11 protein-coding genes are annotated in these 16,593 nt (G+C 37.4%); 7 read left to right on the top strand and 4 right to left on the bottom strand.

The window, feature by feature from the left end; all coding sequences use genetic code 11:
- Positions 1 to 7: 7 nt before the first annotated feature.
- The gene (locus ACNR9Q_RS09910; protein ID WP_419211057.1) at positions 8 to 388 is read left to right on the top strand and encodes a RidA family protein; all 381 of its coding nucleotides are present in this window, start codon (positions 8 to 10) and stop codon (positions 386 to 388) included.
- 2 nt (positions 389 to 390) lie between these two features.
- Here the strand turns inward: ACNR9Q_RS09910 and ACNR9Q_RS09905 are convergent, their stop codons facing one another.
- The 4 genes from ACNR9Q_RS09905 to ACNR9Q_RS09890 form a co-directional block, all read right to left on the bottom strand.
- On the bottom strand, positions 391 to 1,242 hold the full coding sequence (locus tag ACNR9Q_RS09905; RefSeq protein ID WP_419211056.1) for an N-acetylglucosamine kinase: 852 nt from the start codon (positions 1,240 to 1,242) through the stop codon (positions 391 to 393).
- Between the two features lie 87 nt (positions 1,243 to 1,329).
- Positions 1,330 to 2,331: a type I glyceraldehyde-3-phosphate dehydrogenase gene (gap, locus tag ACNR9Q_RS09900; protein WP_419211055.1), complete on the bottom strand. Its 1,002-nt coding sequence runs from the start codon at positions 2,329 to 2,331 to the stop codon at positions 1,330 to 1,332.
- 24 nt (positions 2,332 to 2,355) lie between these two features.
- Positions 2,356 to 3,342, bottom strand: a complete 987-nt coding sequence (pfkA, locus tag ACNR9Q_RS09895) for a 6-phosphofructokinase (protein WP_419211054.1) — start codon at positions 3,340 to 3,342, stop codon at positions 2,356 to 2,358.
- A gap of 158 nt (positions 3,343 to 3,500) precedes the next feature.
- A complete protein-coding gene (locus ACNR9Q_RS09890) occupies positions 3,501 to 7,889 on the bottom strand; it encodes a translocation/assembly module TamB domain-containing protein (RefSeq protein ID WP_419211053.1) in 4,389 nt (1,462 codons plus the stop codon).
- Positions 7,890 to 8,014: 125 nt separating this feature from the next.
- On the opposite strand from ACNR9Q_RS09890, the gene tsaD reads away from it, so the two are divergent.
- From tsaD to ACNR9Q_RS09860, 6 genes are all read left to right on the top strand, one after another.
- A complete protein-coding gene (gene tsaD, locus ACNR9Q_RS09885; protein ID WP_419211052.1) occupies positions 8,015 to 9,043 on the top strand; it encodes a tRNA (adenosine(37)-N6)-threonylcarbamoyltransferase complex transferase subunit TsaD in 1,029 nt (342 codons plus the stop codon).
- A 15-nt stretch (positions 9,044 to 9,058) separates the two neighbouring features.
- On the top strand, positions 9,059 to 9,766 hold the full coding sequence (locus ACNR9Q_RS09880) for a 16S rRNA (uracil(1498)-N(3))-methyltransferase (protein WP_419211051.1): 708 nt from the start codon (positions 9,059 to 9,061) through the stop codon (positions 9,764 to 9,766).
- A gap of 90 nt (positions 9,767 to 9,856) precedes the next feature.
- Positions 9,857 to 10,507, top strand: coding sequence for a DUF4159 domain-containing protein (locus ACNR9Q_RS09875; RefSeq protein WP_419211050.1), 651 nt, complete (start codon positions 9,857 to 9,859; stop codon positions 10,505 to 10,507).
- Positions 10,508 to 10,514: 7 nt separating this feature from the next.
- Positions 10,515 to 11,615, top strand: a complete 1,101-nt coding sequence (locus ACNR9Q_RS09870; protein WP_419211049.1) for an AI-2E family transporter — start codon at positions 10,515 to 10,517, stop codon at positions 11,613 to 11,615.
- Positions 11,616 to 11,625: 10 nt separating this feature from the next.
- Positions 11,626 to 12,813, top strand: coding sequence for a class I SAM-dependent methyltransferase (locus tag ACNR9Q_RS09865; protein ID WP_419211048.1), 1,188 nt, complete (start codon positions 11,626 to 11,628; stop codon positions 12,811 to 12,813).
- A gap of 415 nt (positions 12,814 to 13,228) precedes the next feature.
- Positions 13,229 to 16,570 carry a SusC/RagA family TonB-linked outer membrane protein gene (locus ACNR9Q_RS09860; RefSeq protein ID WP_419211047.1) on the top strand — a complete coding sequence of 1,114 codons (3,342 nt, stop codon included), beginning with the start codon at positions 13,229 to 13,231 and terminating at the stop codon, positions 16,568 to 16,570.
- Positions 16,571 to 16,593 lie beyond the last annotated feature (23 nt).

The following is a 16,593-nucleotide window of genomic DNA, read 5'->3' as shown; positions in this document are numbered from 1 at the left end:
TTCAACAATGAAAAAAATAATCAATACAACAAATGCACCAGCTCCCATTGGCCCTTACAATCAGGCTATATTAAGTAATGGAACGCTATATATTTCTGGACAAATACCCCTAAACCCAGCTACAGGAGAATTGGTTTCTGGAGATATTAAAAAAGAGACTAAACAGTCTATGGAAAATTTAAAGGCCATTTTGGACGAAGCCAAAATGACCTTTGAACATGTTGTAAAGTCTTCTATTTTTCTAAGCGATATGAATCAGTTTGCCCAAGTCAACGAAGTGTATGCAAGCTATTTTGATGCAGAGACCGCACCGGCAAGAGAAACTGTCGAAGTTGCAAATTTACCGAAGTTTGTAAACGTTGAAATATCCATGATCGCTGTAAAATAAAATTACATATTGGATCTATGAAAATCGACCAACCCTTCTATAGGTCTTTGTCTAATAACCCCAACAATTAAATCATTACGTTTCAATACAGATGTAAGCTCATCTCTAAGGTAATGGGCAATACTGCCAACAAAATTAATAGGCACTTTAGTAGCTAAATCAAATTGCATTACGTAATTATTAATGAACTGCTGGAAACCCTTATCGATGACTCCTTTCGAGTAAGGATGCTCTTTGTTCTCGACCAAAAAGCGCGCAAAAGTTGCTAAATAGGTATTTGGATTGGGTTGCTTATACAGGTTTTCTTTGATGACATCTGCATCCAAATCGTAGTCTTTGGCGAACTTATGAGCTAAGTCAGTGGGTATTTTATTGAAATAATAATCACGGATCAACTTTCGTCCAAAGTAATTTCCACTTCCATCATCCATAGGAATATAGCCCAATGATGTTACTTTTTGGAATAATTGTGTGCCATCGTAATAACTACAATTTGATCCCGTACCAAGGATACAAACAATTCCTTGATGACCCACTTTGGTCGTGGCGAAAATGGCGGCATAGGTATCTTCCTTAACATCTGCTTTTGCATTAGGAAAAAAATCTTTAAATATGCCTTTCAAAAATTTCTTCATCCGGTCCGTTCCACAACCAGCGCCGTAAAAATAAAGGTGGGAAACATTTTCCCGGTTTTTGGATAACTCAAAATTATTGGCCAAGCGATCCTCAATTACATCTTTGGTCAAAACTTCTGGACTCAACCCCAACGTTTGGGTCAAAAAAAGCTGCTCCCCATTATCATCCAAAGCAATCCAATCAGACTTGGTTGCGCCACTGTCTACTATTAAAATCATATACCGATTGTATTTAAAAAATAATCCTGAAAATAAGGAAAAAATGCCTCATTTTCAGGAAATATCTTTATTAAACCAAATTGTTGGTTATAGTGTATTAACGTGTTGAATCAAGTCTACCATTTTATTGGAAAAACCAGACTCATTGTCATACCAACAAATAAGTTTGAAGAATTTCGAATTCAATTCAATACCCGCTTCGGCATCAAATACGCTCGTATTGGTCTCCCCGATAAAATCCTGTGAAACCACAGCTTCTTCGGTATACCCTAAGACACCATTTAATTCACCTTCAGAAGCTTCCTTAAAGGCCTTTTTGATTTCATCATAAGAAGTTTCCTTTTCTAAACGCACAGTTAAGTCAACCACAGAAACATCTGCAGTAGGAACCCTGAAAGCCATACCTGTAAGTTTACCTTTAAGCGATGGAATAACTTTAGTAACCGCAACCGCTGCACCTGTAGAGGCAGGTATAATGTTCAACATTGCACTTCTACCACCTCTCCAGTCTTTTCTAGACGGACCATCAACTGTCATTTGAGTTGCAGTTGTGGCGTGTACCGTAGTCATTAAAGCTTCTTCGATGCCGAATTTATCATTCAATACTTTTGCCATCGGTGCCAAACAGTTGGTCGTACACGATGCGTTTGAAACTATAGTATCGGAAGATTTTACATCTTTATGGTTGACACCCATTACGAACATAGGGGCATCTTTGGAAGGAGCTGAAATAACAACTTTTTTAGCACCACCATCAATATGGTATTGAGCGGTTTCTAAGGTAGTAAAGATACCTGTACATTCGGCAACTGTTGTTGCGCCTACCTCATCCCACTTACAATTTTTAGGATCTCTTTCCGCTGTGATTCGCACTGTTTTACCATTTACGACCAAATGACCGTCTTTTACATCTACAGTACCGTCAAAAGCACCGTGTACGGAATCATACTTTAGCAAGTAGGCCAGGTGCTCAACATCTAATAGATCATTGATGGCGACTACATCTACATCACCACGCTTTACCGTTGTTCTGAAGACCAATCTTCCTATTCTACCGAATCCGTTAATTCCTATTTTTAAATTTGACATTTTCTCTGTTTTTAACGTTTAAATTTATGTTGTCATTATTTCAGAAACCCTTATGAGCTCCTTATCTATTTTTGTATGTCCCTTTATCGCTTTGTTTATAGGGGTCAATGTGATTTTGTTATCTTGGATACCTACCATAAGGTTCGTTTTACCTTCCAATAAAGCTTCTACGGCCTTCACTCCCATTCTACTGGCAAGCACTCGATCATAACAAGATGGCGCACCCCCGCGTTGCATGTGGCCTAAAACGGAAACACGAACATCATAAATCGGTAGATGTTCTTCTACATACTCCTTAAGTTCGAATACATTTTTACCCGATTTATCACCTTCGGCAACGATTACGATACTTGATGATTTTCCTGACTCCTTACTTCTTTTCAAGGATTCCAATAGTCGATCCAAACCTAAATTTTCCTCTGGAATCAATATTTCCTCGGCACCTGCACCAACGCCAGCATTTAAAGCAATATGACCAACATCCCTTCCCATGACTTCTACAAAGAAAAGTCTGTTATGAGAGCTTGCCGTATCCCTAATCTTGTCAATACAATCGACCACCGTATTTAGCGCCGTATCAAAGCCCAAGGTAAAAGTTGTTCCGAAAATATCATTATCGATAGTTCCTGGAATACCCATTACGGGAAAGTTAAACTCCTTGTTGAACATCATGGCCCCGGTAAAGCTACCGTCACCACCAATCACCACAAAGGCATCAATCCCCGCTTTTAAAAGCTGTTCATGTGCTATCTTTCTACCTTCAGGCGTTCTAAAATCATTACATCTGGCCGATTTTAAAATGGTTCCCCCTTTATTAATAATATTATTAACACTACGGGCGTCCATCGGTTTAAAATCCCCCTCAATCATTCCTTGATAACCTCTGTAGATCGCCATACATTCCACTTTCATGTAGGCACAAGTACGTACGACTGACCTAATGGCTGCGTTCATCCCTGGAGAATCGCCGCCTGAAGTCAACACTGCTATTTTCTTAATTTTTGAAGACATCGAAAAATTTAAGCCAACGAAATTACTAAAACTAAATTCAATAATGAAATCTACGAGGCACCCATTTTAAAGGAAATCATAGAAAATGTTTGAGTTGTGATATTTTATTGTAAAAACTCTTAAAAATCAATATTAATTAACAGTAGGATTACAATAATTTAGCGATTGATTGATTTGGGTTTATCGTAAAACCGTATCAAGCTATCGTTCCCCATTACAGAAGTCGGAGCTTCTTGTGTTGGTACTGGCTTTTCGATTTTTATATCATTGGCCAAAATTTTTCGGAACAATTCTTTGAAATTATTGAAATCTACCTCGTAGGTCAATCCCGCCCCTTGGGTTGAACCTTGTTGATTGGATAGGTATGCCTGAATTTCGCTCTGCCTACTGAAAAATTTAGCGCTAAGCGTTCCCTTTTCGTTTAACAGTACCTGTATTTCAAAATCACCCGCTACCAAGGTTTGACTCGAAGCCCCTACCGGAACCCCTACTTTACCGTTAAACAAAATTCTATCGGATATCTGGGTCGACAACGTTACACCAATTCGATCATCAGTTTGAATATCAGCAGTTCTATCTAAAATACCCTGCTCATAAGAAAGCCCGAGATTAAACTTATCATTGTTCCCACTTAAAATAGAATTCAAAATACCCGAAGCACTTTGTACCAAATTGCCTGTTATCGCCTGTTGATTGATACCACTTTGAGCGTTTACAAAGGTTCCCTGTGCCAATAAAAAGATAGCGTTCTTTTCTTCTACCGTGGGATCCTGAAGTCTATATTCCAATTCAGATTGGACGATAGAACTTGTACCTGGAAAATCAATACTGAAGTCAATATCGGGACTTTGCAGCTCTCCTGTTAATCGTATGACCACATCTGTCGGTATCCTTCTCGTAAAGCCTGCATCATCTAACAAGGGAGCAGGATTGGCGTTTAGCGAATAGACTGCTTCCATACTCAATAAAGCCTCTAAGGGTTTCTGATCCCAATTAATGGTACCTCCTGGTTTTACCTTGAATCTTTTATCGATGATTCCACCGAATTTGTAATTGAATTCTCCTGTAACCACAACAAAATCACCATACATTTCAAACTTACCGTTGGTGTTGATCTGAATCAAAATAATACCTTCTCCTGTTCCTTTCAAAGAACTTCCTGTTTTGGTGTCGGTCACGATTTCGACTTCTGCCTCAGGCGTTATGTCAAGGTTGAATTCAAGTTCCAATCCCTGATAATCTTTTAACTGTTTTTGTTGCTCAATGGTTTTTCGGTCATTTTTTTCAATGAAATTGATAAAGGAATAATCTCCTACACTGGCAACATCACTTAAAGGTATTTTCAAAGAAGTTCCCCTTGCCGTTTCCCCATCAACCGTAATATTCAGTGCGGTCGTAGGCCCATAAATACGTCCAGTACCATTGAGGTACCCCGTGCCATAGTACAGATCGCCTTCTTTGAACTCTGTATTCAAAATAAGAAAACGGTCATTATTGGTATCGACCTTTAAGTCTAACACCCAATTATCAAAATAACTATGGGAAATTGTACCATCTAAATTTGCTTTGGTACCTTTTGCAATATCACGCAAAGCTATATTTTCAAAATCAAAAGTCTGATCAGAAAGCACAACACGGGAACGTGGTGCAAAACCATAATCCACATTTAAATAGGGTATTGCGATACCGGCATTATCTAGCGTCAACAAACCATTAAAACTTGGGTTGTCAACATTACCAACTATACTTACCCTTCCATCAATATCACCTCTTATATGATCAATGACACCTTCCCCGAGTGGACTAAAAGGTTCTAAACTAAAATTATTGAAATTCGCTATTAAATCTGCCTTAGGTATTTTCTCCTTATTCTCGATTTTACCCACAACACTGAATTTTTCCATCCCCTTGTCAGAGATCTGTGAATTGACTTGAAACTCGGTCAAATCCTTATTTCCGATAATATTAATCGCTAAATCTCCCAATGGAATTTCATTGATACCAAAACTATTTATATTTAGATTGGACGATGGCAAATAAATTCCATCCTTTTGCAATACATTTAAAGTACCGTTAACCTCTCCCTGCAATTTAAGACTGTCTATTACTGGGGTAATCTTGTTCAATGAAACTATTTTAAATTCTAATTGAAGGTCTTTATAGGTAGAATCCGCCAATTGTCCGCGTAATCTTATTTGTTCCTTATCTGCGTTGTTCATCACGATTTCTTGAATGGTAATGCTATCCAAGGCCCGATTTAAGATGACTTTGTTCTTATTATCACCCTCCTTGTTTAAAATCCATTTATTGCCTTTAAAACTGACGTCGGATGTCTTAAGACCGATAACGGATTTGTTATCCTTATTAAAAGTGTGGTAAAAATTAAGATTGTAGGAGTCGTTAAAATCACTGCCCCCCTTAAACTCGGATCTAAAAAATAGTGTATCCTTCAGCGTAGTATTTATCAGGTTGAAATCTTTGAAATTATAATAAGGTGTATCCAACTCCCCGACCGATATAAAAGTGTTGAAGAGTGGGTTTTTATTATCTATACGCACCTCAATATTATCTGCGGCCGTACCAAAAGCTTCAATACTCGGAGATTCAAAACTGAGTTTAAAATCACCTTGATCCGCAACAATATTCCCTTTAATGAACGTATTTGGATCAAAACGGACTTCAGGAAAAAATACGTCCACTATTTTGTTGTAAATCTTGAAGTTGAAAGAGAGGTTTTGGCCATCGGAAATTTCAAAAGGTTTATAATTTGTATAGATACTACCCAATGAGTTCTGCACAAGTTTACCCAGTTCCTTCACCTTAAAATTACCTCTCATGAAACCTGTAATAATATCAGGAGAATTAATATTTATGTTCCGGATGTTTTCATCATCAAAAGTGGATGTTACTGCAAAATCCTCAAAGTAATAGGTGTCGTTTACATTTTGATAACTGGTTTGGGTGAACTTGATATCTCCTACAATATTGTCCAAAGTATTGCCCGAGATATCCATACTTACATTTCCCTTGAAAACCGAAACACTATCCTTGATGAAATTCAATTTTTTTAGATCCGCATAATCGACCGACGCAATGAAGTTGAAATTGTTTCTATTTTCTGCAACATTGGCCAATCCCTTAAAATTAAACTTGATATTTTCATCATTACTGATCAGTGTACCATCGAACAATTGATCCTTAAGCAAACCGGAAACCTTTAGATTCTGATAATTGTAATTGTTGAACTCAATGGAATAAATTTGCCCAATGATCTCAGTATTCAATTTTTCCTTTACAAAACCTTTTCCTTCTACGTTAAAATCTAACGTTGTTTTGCCCAAGCTTTTACTTTCCACAAAATCTCCCAAATCAAAGTCGATCAAGGAAATGAATCCTTTATAGGTAGCATTATCTATATTGTTGAAATCGCTCAGAACAATATCAGAATAGCTACTGCCGATCGCGGTGTTCAAGTTAACTTTTGCCTCAATGGAAGAATTGGTGACCAAAGCATTGCCACGTATGGTAAACTGCCCTAATTTACTAAAGGTAGATGGTAATGAATTACCTATTAAACTTGGCAATAAAGCATTCAATTGATAATAACTACTCGTTACATTCTTCATGTCAGCATTGAGACTAAAAGGTTTTTGCGAACTGAACAGATTTTTGAAATTAAAATTTCCACGAATTCCCGTATTATCGGAAAACAAAAAAAGATTGTCTGTATTTAAATCGTTTAGCACTCCTGATATGACGGCACTAAATGTTGCTTCTTTTCCTTTTCCAAACTCATTATAAAGCAAATTGATTTCGTCAAAGGCCACCTTAGATTCCGTAAAATTGGCTTCAACATTCACTTTATTTAAGAAGTCCTTAAAATCTTCTCGGTTGTAGTTGAAAACCAAATTACCGTCTAACTCAGATAATGGGGTTTTGATTTTGAGCGAATCGAAGCGCATTTGCTCTTTGGTATATTTAAATTTTGTGGCCAATTGATTTACTTTCAAACCTCTGTTACTATAAAAGGCCATATCTTGAATATCAGTCGTTACAACCGGACCAAGAATCTTAAAACCTCTGGCACTGATATTTAAACTATCAAAATTTAAAATCGTTGATTTTTCAAGGTTATCATCCAAGTATTGGAACTTACTTTTTTTTATATCAACATAGGATGAGGACAACGAAAATGGCGGCGTATCAGGTGATCTGGGCTTTCCATCATCAAGTTTATCGACGAACACCTCTAAATTAGTACTGCTTTCTCCGTAATATGTTCTCAGTTTAAAATTCAACTGGTTTACACCGATATCGCCAAACTCCAAATTACCTTGCGCCAAGTTACCAATACTTAGAATTGAAGTTTTTAGTTCATTGACATAGAATAGGGTATCTTGTCGATAGTCCTCAACAAATACACCTTCTAAAGCCGTATCCCAAGAAATGAGGGAAACCCGTAAACGGTCAATATTGATATGGGTGCCATATTGGGTATTTATTCGTTTGGTCGCATACTTTGCCAATAACGTTTGTACAGCCGGCAAGGAAAAAATTAAAGTACCCAGAACACATATCAGCAAAAGCACCAATACTATTCTAACCAATATTTTCCTAAGTTTTTTGATAGGGCTTTATGTTTTACCTTTGTTATTCAAATTTTATTCCAAATATGTCGGAGCAGAAAACAATTTATATTCTGGCAATCGAATCTTCATGTGATGATACTTCGGCGGCGGTTTTAAAGAACGATAAAGTGCTTAGCAATGTTGTGGCGACCCAAGCGATTCATAAGGAATACGGGGGGGTTGTACCAGAACTGGCATCAAGAGCGCACCAGCAGAACATTGTCCCTGTAGTCGATCAAGCATTAGCCAAAGCAAATATCGATAAAAAACAATTATCAGCCATAGCATTTACAAGAGGACCTGGTCTCATGGGGTCACTTCTTGTGGGCACCTCCTTTGCCAAATCTTTATCCTTAGGGCTTCAGATTCCATTGATTGAGGTGAACCACATGAAAGCACATATTTTGGCACATTTTATTAAGGATGAAAACATGAAATCCCCTGAGTTTCCATTTTTAGCGCTGACGATTAGCGGGGGGCATACACAAATAGTTAGGGTGAACGACTATTTCGACATGAAAATTATCGGTCAAACTTTGGACGATGCCGTTGGAGAGGCATTTGATAAAAGTGCCAAAATTTTGGGCCTTCCCTATCCCGGGGGACCATTAATAGACAAATACGCGGCTACTGGGAATGCGCTTAAATTCGATTTTCCAATTCCAAAAGTCAAGGAACTGGATTTTAGTTTCAGCGGATTAAAAACAAGTATCCTCTACTTTATTCAAAAGCGGACCAAGGAGGATCCTAATTTCATAAAAAATAACCTAGAAGATATTTGTGCCTCCATTCAATACACCATTATTGCTATATTGATGCAAAAATTAAAAAAAGCCGTGAAACTCACAGGAATAAAAGAGATTGCCATTGGGGGTGGCGTCTCGGCAAATTCTGGAATACGAAAAGCACTTCTGGAAGCGCAATCAAAATACGGATGGAAAACCTACATACCAAAGTTTGAATATTGCACAGATAATGCGGCCATGATCGGTATTGTTGGCTACCACAAATATTTAAACGAATCTTTTACCGCGCAAGATGTAACCGCAAAAGCCAGATATTTAATTTCTTGATTCAACTTTGACGCTATGCAACTTTTTTACAATCCCGATTTAAATGTAGATGATTCCATATTCACGTTTGACAGCAATGAGAGTAGGCATATTATTAAAGTCCTTCGAAAAAAGAATGGAGACAAATTATGGATCACCAATGGCAAAGGCTATCTATTTCAGGCAAAAATAACAAGTGACAATATCAAAAAATGCGAGGTTGAAATCATTGCCTCGGAAAAATCACATCCACCCTCCTACGCCCTTCATATGGCAGTAGCCCCAACAAAAATGAACGATCGTTTTGAGTGGTTCTTAGAAAAAGCTACAGAAATAGGGGTTCACGAAATCACCCCGGTAATTTGTGATCGCTCAGAACGAAAAACTATCAAGTTAGATAGGATGCAACGGGTTATTGAATCTGCCATGAAGCAATCCCTTCAAACCTTTTTACCGAAACTCAACGAACCCGTAAGCATTTCCGAATTTTTAGAATCACCGACAAACGGATTACAATTCATTGCGCATTGCGAAGAAAGCGAACGTTTCGAGCTTAAAAGAAGGGTTGTTGCCGACCAAGATATAACGATACTAATAGGGCCCGAGGGCGACTTTACCCCTTCTGAAATTAAAAACACAATGCACAAAGGTTATTTGCCGGTAAGCATGGGTAAAACAAGACTAAGGACAGAGACAGCTGCCATTGTAGCCTGCACTGTTGTTGCTTTAATCAATAATGGTTAAAACATTATAATTGTAAAATAATTCTCAATCGTTCGGATATCTATTTGGCGGCGTTTTCACATCATCAAATTTTGTAAATTTGATATTACTATGAAACATATAGTTACATCGATTACCTTATTCATTTTTTTCTCTACTTTAAGTTTAAGAGCGCAAGAAATTGCCATTTTAAAATATCAAGGTGGTGGAGATTGGTATGCCAACCCAACCGCATTACCGAATCTCATTACATTCTGCAATACTAATATAGGTACAGCTTTAAATTCAAAACCAGAAACGGTAGAAGTAGGAAGCAGCGCTATTTTTCAATATCCCTTTTTACATATGACGGGTCATGGTAATGTAGTATTCTCTGATGAAGAATTAGAGAATCTAAGAACCTATTTATACGCGGGTGGATTTCTTCATATCGATGATAATTATGGCATGAAACCTTACATAACAAGAGAAATAGCCCGACTTTTCCCTGATGCAATTTTAGAAGAATTAGGGGCCGATCATCCTCTATTTTCAAATAGTTATGATTTTCCGAAAGGATTACCTAAAATTCATGAACATGACGGAGAGCGCCCCAAGGCATTCGCCATATTCCATGACAAAAGAATAGTATTGTTATTTACATCAGAATCAGACCTTGGAGATGGCTGGGAAGACCCTACAGTGCATAACGACACGGCAGAGGTACGTGAAAAAGCACTGAAAATGGGAGCTAACATCATAACCTATGTTTTTAAAAGTTAATTGAACAGTGACTTCAAAAACTATATCAAAGGGAATTCTTAGAGCAGTTGGCGTGATAGCTGGCATACTGCTACTCCTTTATTTTCTATATACCATCAGATCTGTCTTGGCCTATGTGGCCATTGCTGCAGTGACAGCTTTAATTGGAAGACCCTTGGTACGGTTTCTAAGATTAAGGCTTAAATTACCGAACATTCTTGCCGTTATCCTTACAATGCTGCTCATGGTAGGTGTACTTGTCGGCATTGTAGCTTTGTTTATACCACTCCTATCCGAACAAAGCAAGAACTTATCGTTATTGAATATTAACGAGCTGCAAAGAACCCTTAATTCGCTTTATCATCAGATCACCGATTATGTAGGCCTATCGGCACATGTGGTTGAGGACGTAATAGATGATGTAGAATTTGAAAAAAATATTTTAAAAGGTTTTGACATAGGGTTTATTCCCAATTTTTTAAATTCATTTTTAGATGTTTTGAGCTCTGCCAGTGTTGGACTTTTCTCGGTTCTTTTCATTTCCTTTTTCTTTTTAAAGGATAGAAAATTATTTCAGCACGGATTACTCATTTTCATTCCAAGAACCAAGGAACAAGGAACCATAAATTCCATTGAAAAAATAAACGGTTTATTATCCCGGTATTTTGTAGGACTGTTACTTCAAATATTCATTTTGTTCGTGATCTACACCATAGTACTTTTAATTATTGGCATTGAGAATGCCGTAGTGATTGCATTTCTGTGCGCCCTTTTTAATATTATACCCTATGTCGGACCCATTATCGGTGGCATTGTCATGCTCACACTGACAATGACCAGCAATTTAGGGTCAGATTTTAGTATGGTGATCTTACCCAAAACCGGATATGTATTTTTAGGTTTATTGTTCGGTCAATTAATCGATAATTTTTTCTCCCAACCCTTGATATTTTCGAATAGCGTAAAATCGCATCCATTAGAAATATTTTTAATCATCATCATAGCGGGATTAATGTTCGGAGTCGTAGGAATGATGGTAGCGGTTCCTGGATACACTGCATTGAAGGTTATTTTCAAGGAATTTTTCGCTGAAAATCAGATTGTAAAATCGTTGACCCAAAATCTTTAAAAAACACCCTGTGAATTCTTCATTGTTATCGGAAGAGGTTCAAGAATATATAAATGCGAACCTCTCGACCGACATCCATAAAATTCTTCTAAAAAAATCACCTTTCAACGACGTGTCTTCAAAAGAAGTGGTGGAACAGATCGAATCTAAACTTAAATGCAAACAGAAGCTTCCTACATGGTTTGCTACGAAAAACATATACTATCCCAATAAACTGAATCTTTCCCAATCTTCGTCAGAGAAAACGGCTCGTTATAAAGCAGCATTGGTCAAGGGTGATTCAATTGTTGATTGTACCGCAGGACTTGGAGTTGACTGCGTTGCTTTTAGCAAACAGATGCAACAAGTCGTTCATTTGGAAAAAAATGAAGAATTGTCCACGATTGCGCAACACAATTTTAAGACGTTAGGAATTGAAAATATTGAATGTTTAAGTGAAGATTCGATTAGTTTTCTAAAAAACTCATCGAAATCTTATGATTGGATATTTATCGATCCCTCTAGAAGGGATAGTGTCAATAACAAAGTTTACTATTTATCCGATTGTGAGCCTGATGTTACCAAACATATGGGTTTACTATTCTCCAAATCTTCTAATCTTCTAATTAAAACAGGTCCCTTACTTGACCTTAGTGTGGGGTTGAACCAATTACCGAACGTAAAAGAAATTCATATCGTTGCCATAAACAACGATGTAAAAGAAGTGTTATGGATTTTACAAAGGGACTACTGCAAAGAGCCCTTGATTAAAACACTGAACTTCAAAAATAATACCGAACAGGTATTCGAATTTAAGCCAAGTGAAGAAAGCGCTTCCGTTGCAACTTATGGAAATCCTGAAAAATATCTTTATGAGCCAAATGCAGCCATTCTGAAATCTGGTGCTTTTCAATATATAGGAAGTTATTACCAACTGAATAAGCTTCACCCAAATTCGCACCTCTATACCTCTTCCCAATTAATTCAATTTCCTGGGCGGATTTTTAAAATTTTAAATGTAATTGATTATTCAAAAAAATCGATTAAAAAACTAAACCTTTCCAAAGCGAATATTTCTACTCGCAATTTTCCTGATTCCGTCGAAACGATCAGAAAGAAACTGAAATTACAAGCAGGAGGTGAAAGCTATGTGTTCTGCACTACCGATATCGACCAAAACTTAACCCTCTTAATCTGTGATCAAATTTTTGTTATTTAACCATTGAAGATGGTTTTCCTTCTCTTTTCATTAACATAACACAAACTTAAAATTATGTTAATCGATATATCTTCAGTCTAGATATATACCCTTTACATATTTAATTTTCCTCGTTAATTTATTACAATTAAGAGTCAGAATGTTAAAATATTTAACGTATTAATTTATGAATTATTCCCTCCTAGAATTATGATTATACCAACGTACATAGGCTTTTTTAAAGATTTTATGAATTACAAGAGGTAAATAAACTTTTACATAGATTTAAAAATTTTACGGATGAAATATTTCTATGTGCCATAAAATTGCTATTATTATGCTGGATTTTGATTTTTTTAACATTTGACTACGATGTTACTAATTTGAAAAGTCAAAAAACAAGTAGATTAATTTAAACTAACAAACAACAAGGATTATGAGTAAAAAACATGATGACAAGTCGGTCAAATCCAAAAAAAGGTCTTCCTTTTTTAAGTCAGGATTTTTATCGATGCTCATTTGCTTAGGAGCCCAAATGGCCAATGCAAATGAAAAAATTAACACTTCTAATGAAGTTAGCGTAAAAACAGTGCAATCTACAGTTTCCGGTACTGTTGTTGATAGTGAAGGGGTTCCACTGCCCGGAGCGAACGTTTTTGAAAAAGGGACAACAAATGGAACCCAAACGGATTTCGATGGTAATTTCTCGTTAGAGATCGATAATGGTAGCACTTTAATATTTAGCTACATAGGTTTTGTAAAACAAGAAATTGTTGTCGATGGTCGTTCCACCATCAATGTAACCTTAGCAGAAGATTCTGCACAGCTTGACGAGGTTGTTGTAACAGGTTATCAAACCGAGACTAAACGTGAAACTACCGCCGCGGTCTCTATTGTAAAAGCCGAAGAATTAGCTGCAATTCCCTCAGGTAATGTTGAACAGCAATTACAAGGTAGAGTTGCAGGGGTAACGGTAATCACCAATGGCCAACCAGGCACAACGAGTCAAATACGTATTCGTGGTTTTGGTGCTTTTGGGGGTAACCAGCCTTTATATGTAGTGGATGGTTTACCTGTAGCAAATACTGAATTTTTAAATCCCGATGATATTGAAACAACAACCGTACTGAAAGATGCGGCCGCAGCTTCAATCTATGGGGCAAGAGCTGCAAATGGAGTTGTAGTTTATACTACCAAACAAGGAAAAAGGGGTAAACGTAAAACTCAAATGACCATTAATCTATCAAGTGGGGTTAGTGACCCTAATGCAAAGCGTGCACTGAAAATTTTAAGTCCGATTGATCAGGCAAGATATACGCATATTGCTTATGAGAACGATGCTTCTATAAGTGGTGATCCAGTTGACTACAGACACCCGCAATATGGCAACAGCGCAGTACCTACATTACCCGACTACCTTTATGCTGATGGTCTTAGTGGTGTTTCGGCTGCTGAAGTAGATTTAGCCCAAATACGCCAAAACTACGAAAATGACCCTAAGAATACCTTTCTAATCAAGCCTAATTTAAGAGGAACGAATTGGTATAAAGAAATTACCCGAATAGCACCTATAAGTAGGTTTACTATTGGTTTTGATGGTGGTACCGATAACGGGCGATTTTATTCAGGTATTTCTGGACAAACTCAAGCGGGTATACTGCTTGAAAACGAATTTGCCAGATACACGGCTCGCTTCAATTCTGAATGGGATGTAACCCCTTGGCTAAGTTTTGGTCAAAATTTTCAGGCAACTTATAGATCAGTTAAAGGAGGATTCGGTGACGACGGTGGTATCAGTGGTGCCGATGATGAATCTGTAATTACCTCGGCAATTCGAATGCCATCCATTATTCCAGTATACGATGAATTTGGAAGTTTCGCTAGTACAAAAGCAGCAGGTTTTGGTAACGCAAGAAACCCGGTTAGAGTATTAAAGAATGATAATGGTGACGATACAGCCTACTCGATAGGTGGTGTTGGTAACTTTTACTTACTATTAACGCCTTTTGATGGATTAACGTTAAGATCTAGTTTAGGTGGTGGTTATTCTAATTATTACAATACGAATTACTCCTATAGATATTTAGGTGACTCTGAACCACAAGCAAGCGATGGTTACTCTGAAAATAGTGGCTATTCTTTTAACTGGATTTTCACTAATACCGCTAGTTACGACAAATTGTTCGGTCAACATCGAATTAAGGCATTAGCAGGTATCGAGGCATTGAATACGGGTAAGGGCCGTAATATGAGTGGTTCTGGTATTAACCCGTTTTCTACTGATCTTGATTTTCAGAGTTTGAGTGTTGTTCAAAGCCCAGTAGTGAATAGCGACCAATTCAAAGGTGTTAATTTTTACTCTCTATTCGGTAAAATCGATTACAATTTCAATGAAAGATATTATCTGACAGGAGTATTACGACGTGATGGTTCTTCCCGCTTTGGAGCCAATGATCGTTATGGTATTTTTCCGGCGGTATCTGCAGCTTGGAGGGTAATTGCAGAACCTTTTATGCAAAACCAGGATATAATCAACGACTTAAAAGTCCGTGGTGGATGGGGCCAAATGGGTAACTCAAATAACGTCGACCCCAATAATCAATATTCACTATATGCATCGGATAGAACCGGCACCTTTTATCAAACTCAAGGTCAATCTTCAGGTGCAGACGAAGGTTTCGCAGCTAGCCGTATTGGGAATCCAAATGCAAGATGGGAAACCAGCACAACCCTAAATATTGGTTTTGATGCTAGTTTCTTCAATAATAAGCTAGAATTCATTTTAGATTGGTGGAAAAAAGATACAGAGGATTTATTATATCAGCTTCCTCTACCTGGTGTTACAGGAAATTTTGCCGCGGCCCCATCAGTAAATGTTGCAAGTATGGCTAATAAAGGTTTAGATTTTCAAATTATTGGTAGGGGAAACTTTACTGAAGACTTTAATTTTACAGCAACTTTAAATGGTGCCTTCTTAAAGAACGAAATCAGTTCATTGGCGCCAGGCCTTGAATTCTTTGACGGCCCTGCGGTAAGAGATATTGTGGCTACGAGAAATGCTGTGGGACAAAGTCTTTCTGCATTTTATGGTTACAATGTTGTGGGATATTTTAACACCCAAGCAGAAGTCGATGCTAATACGTATGTCAATGATGAGGGTGCTACGGTACCTGCACAAGATGGACAAGGTCTTGGTCGCTTCAAATATGAAGATGTGAATGGAGATGGAAAAATAACCACGGCTGACCGCAAATTTCTTGGAAGTCCCGTGCCCGACTTCACAGGTGGTCTTACTTTAAATCTTAAATATAAGAAAATCGAGTTTGAAACCTTTTGGTATACTTCCATAGGAAATGAAATATGGAATCAAACAAAATGGTATACTGATTTTTATGGAGTATTTGAAGGATCGGCAAAAGGTGAAGCGGCCTTTAAATCTTGGACCCCACAACTCGGTAACAACGCAGTAGCACCCCGATGGGAAAGTGCTTCTAACTTTAGCACCAATACCGTCGGAAATTCTTGGTACGTAGAAGATGGTACTTATGTAAGGTTGCAACGCCTATCATTGGCTTACGATTTTAGAGGACCTGTAACCGAGAAATTAGGTTTGACAAAATTAAAGGTTGGACTAGCAGCTAACAACATTTGGACAATAACAAATTATGGAGGTATTGATCCAGGTGTAGGAGGTGGTGCTGATACCAATTTTGGTATTGACATAGGAAATTATCCTGTTGCTCCCCAATATCTCATAAGTTTTGAATTGGGTATTTAAATGATTAACATAAAATTATTAAG

Source organism: Maribacter sp. X9, assembly GCF_048537565.1.
Taxonomy (GTDB): domain Bacteria; phylum Bacteroidota; class Bacteroidia; order Flavobacteriales; family Flavobacteriaceae; genus Maribacter.
This window is presented reverse-complemented; position numbering and strand designations above follow the sequence as displayed.

What these genes read in the sequence shown, in the direction of transcription:
- ACNR9Q_RS09910 (WP_419211057.1), top strand. Translation starts at nt 8, where the DNA reads ATGAAAAAAATAATCAATACAACAAATGCACCAGCTCCCATTGGCCCT.
- ACNR9Q_RS09905 (WP_419211056.1), bottom strand. Translation starts at nt 1,242, where the DNA reads ATGATTTTAATAGTAGACAGTGGCGCAACCAAGTCTGATTGGATTGCT.
- gap (WP_419211055.1), bottom strand. Translation starts at nt 2,331, where the DNA reads ATGTCAAATTTAAAAATAGGAATTAACGGATTCGGTAGAATAGGAAGA.
- pfkA (WP_419211054.1), bottom strand. Translation starts at nt 3,342, where the DNA reads ATGTCTTCAAAAATTAAGAAAATAGCAGTGTTGACTTCAGGCGGCGAT.
- tsaD (WP_419211052.1), top strand. Translation starts at nt 8,015, where the DNA reads ATGTCGGAGCAGAAAACAATTTATATTCTGGCAATCGAATCTTCATGT.
- ACNR9Q_RS09880 (WP_419211051.1), top strand. Translation starts at nt 9,059, where the DNA reads ATGCAACTTTTTTACAATCCCGATTTAAATGTAGATGATTCCATATTC.
- ACNR9Q_RS09875 (WP_419211050.1), top strand. Translation starts at nt 9,857, where the DNA reads ATGAAACATATAGTTACATCGATTACCTTATTCATTTTTTTCTCTACT.
- ACNR9Q_RS09860 (WP_419211047.1), top strand. Translation starts at nt 13,229, where the DNA reads ATGAGTAAAAAACATGATGACAAGTCGGTCAAATCCAAAAAAAGGTCT.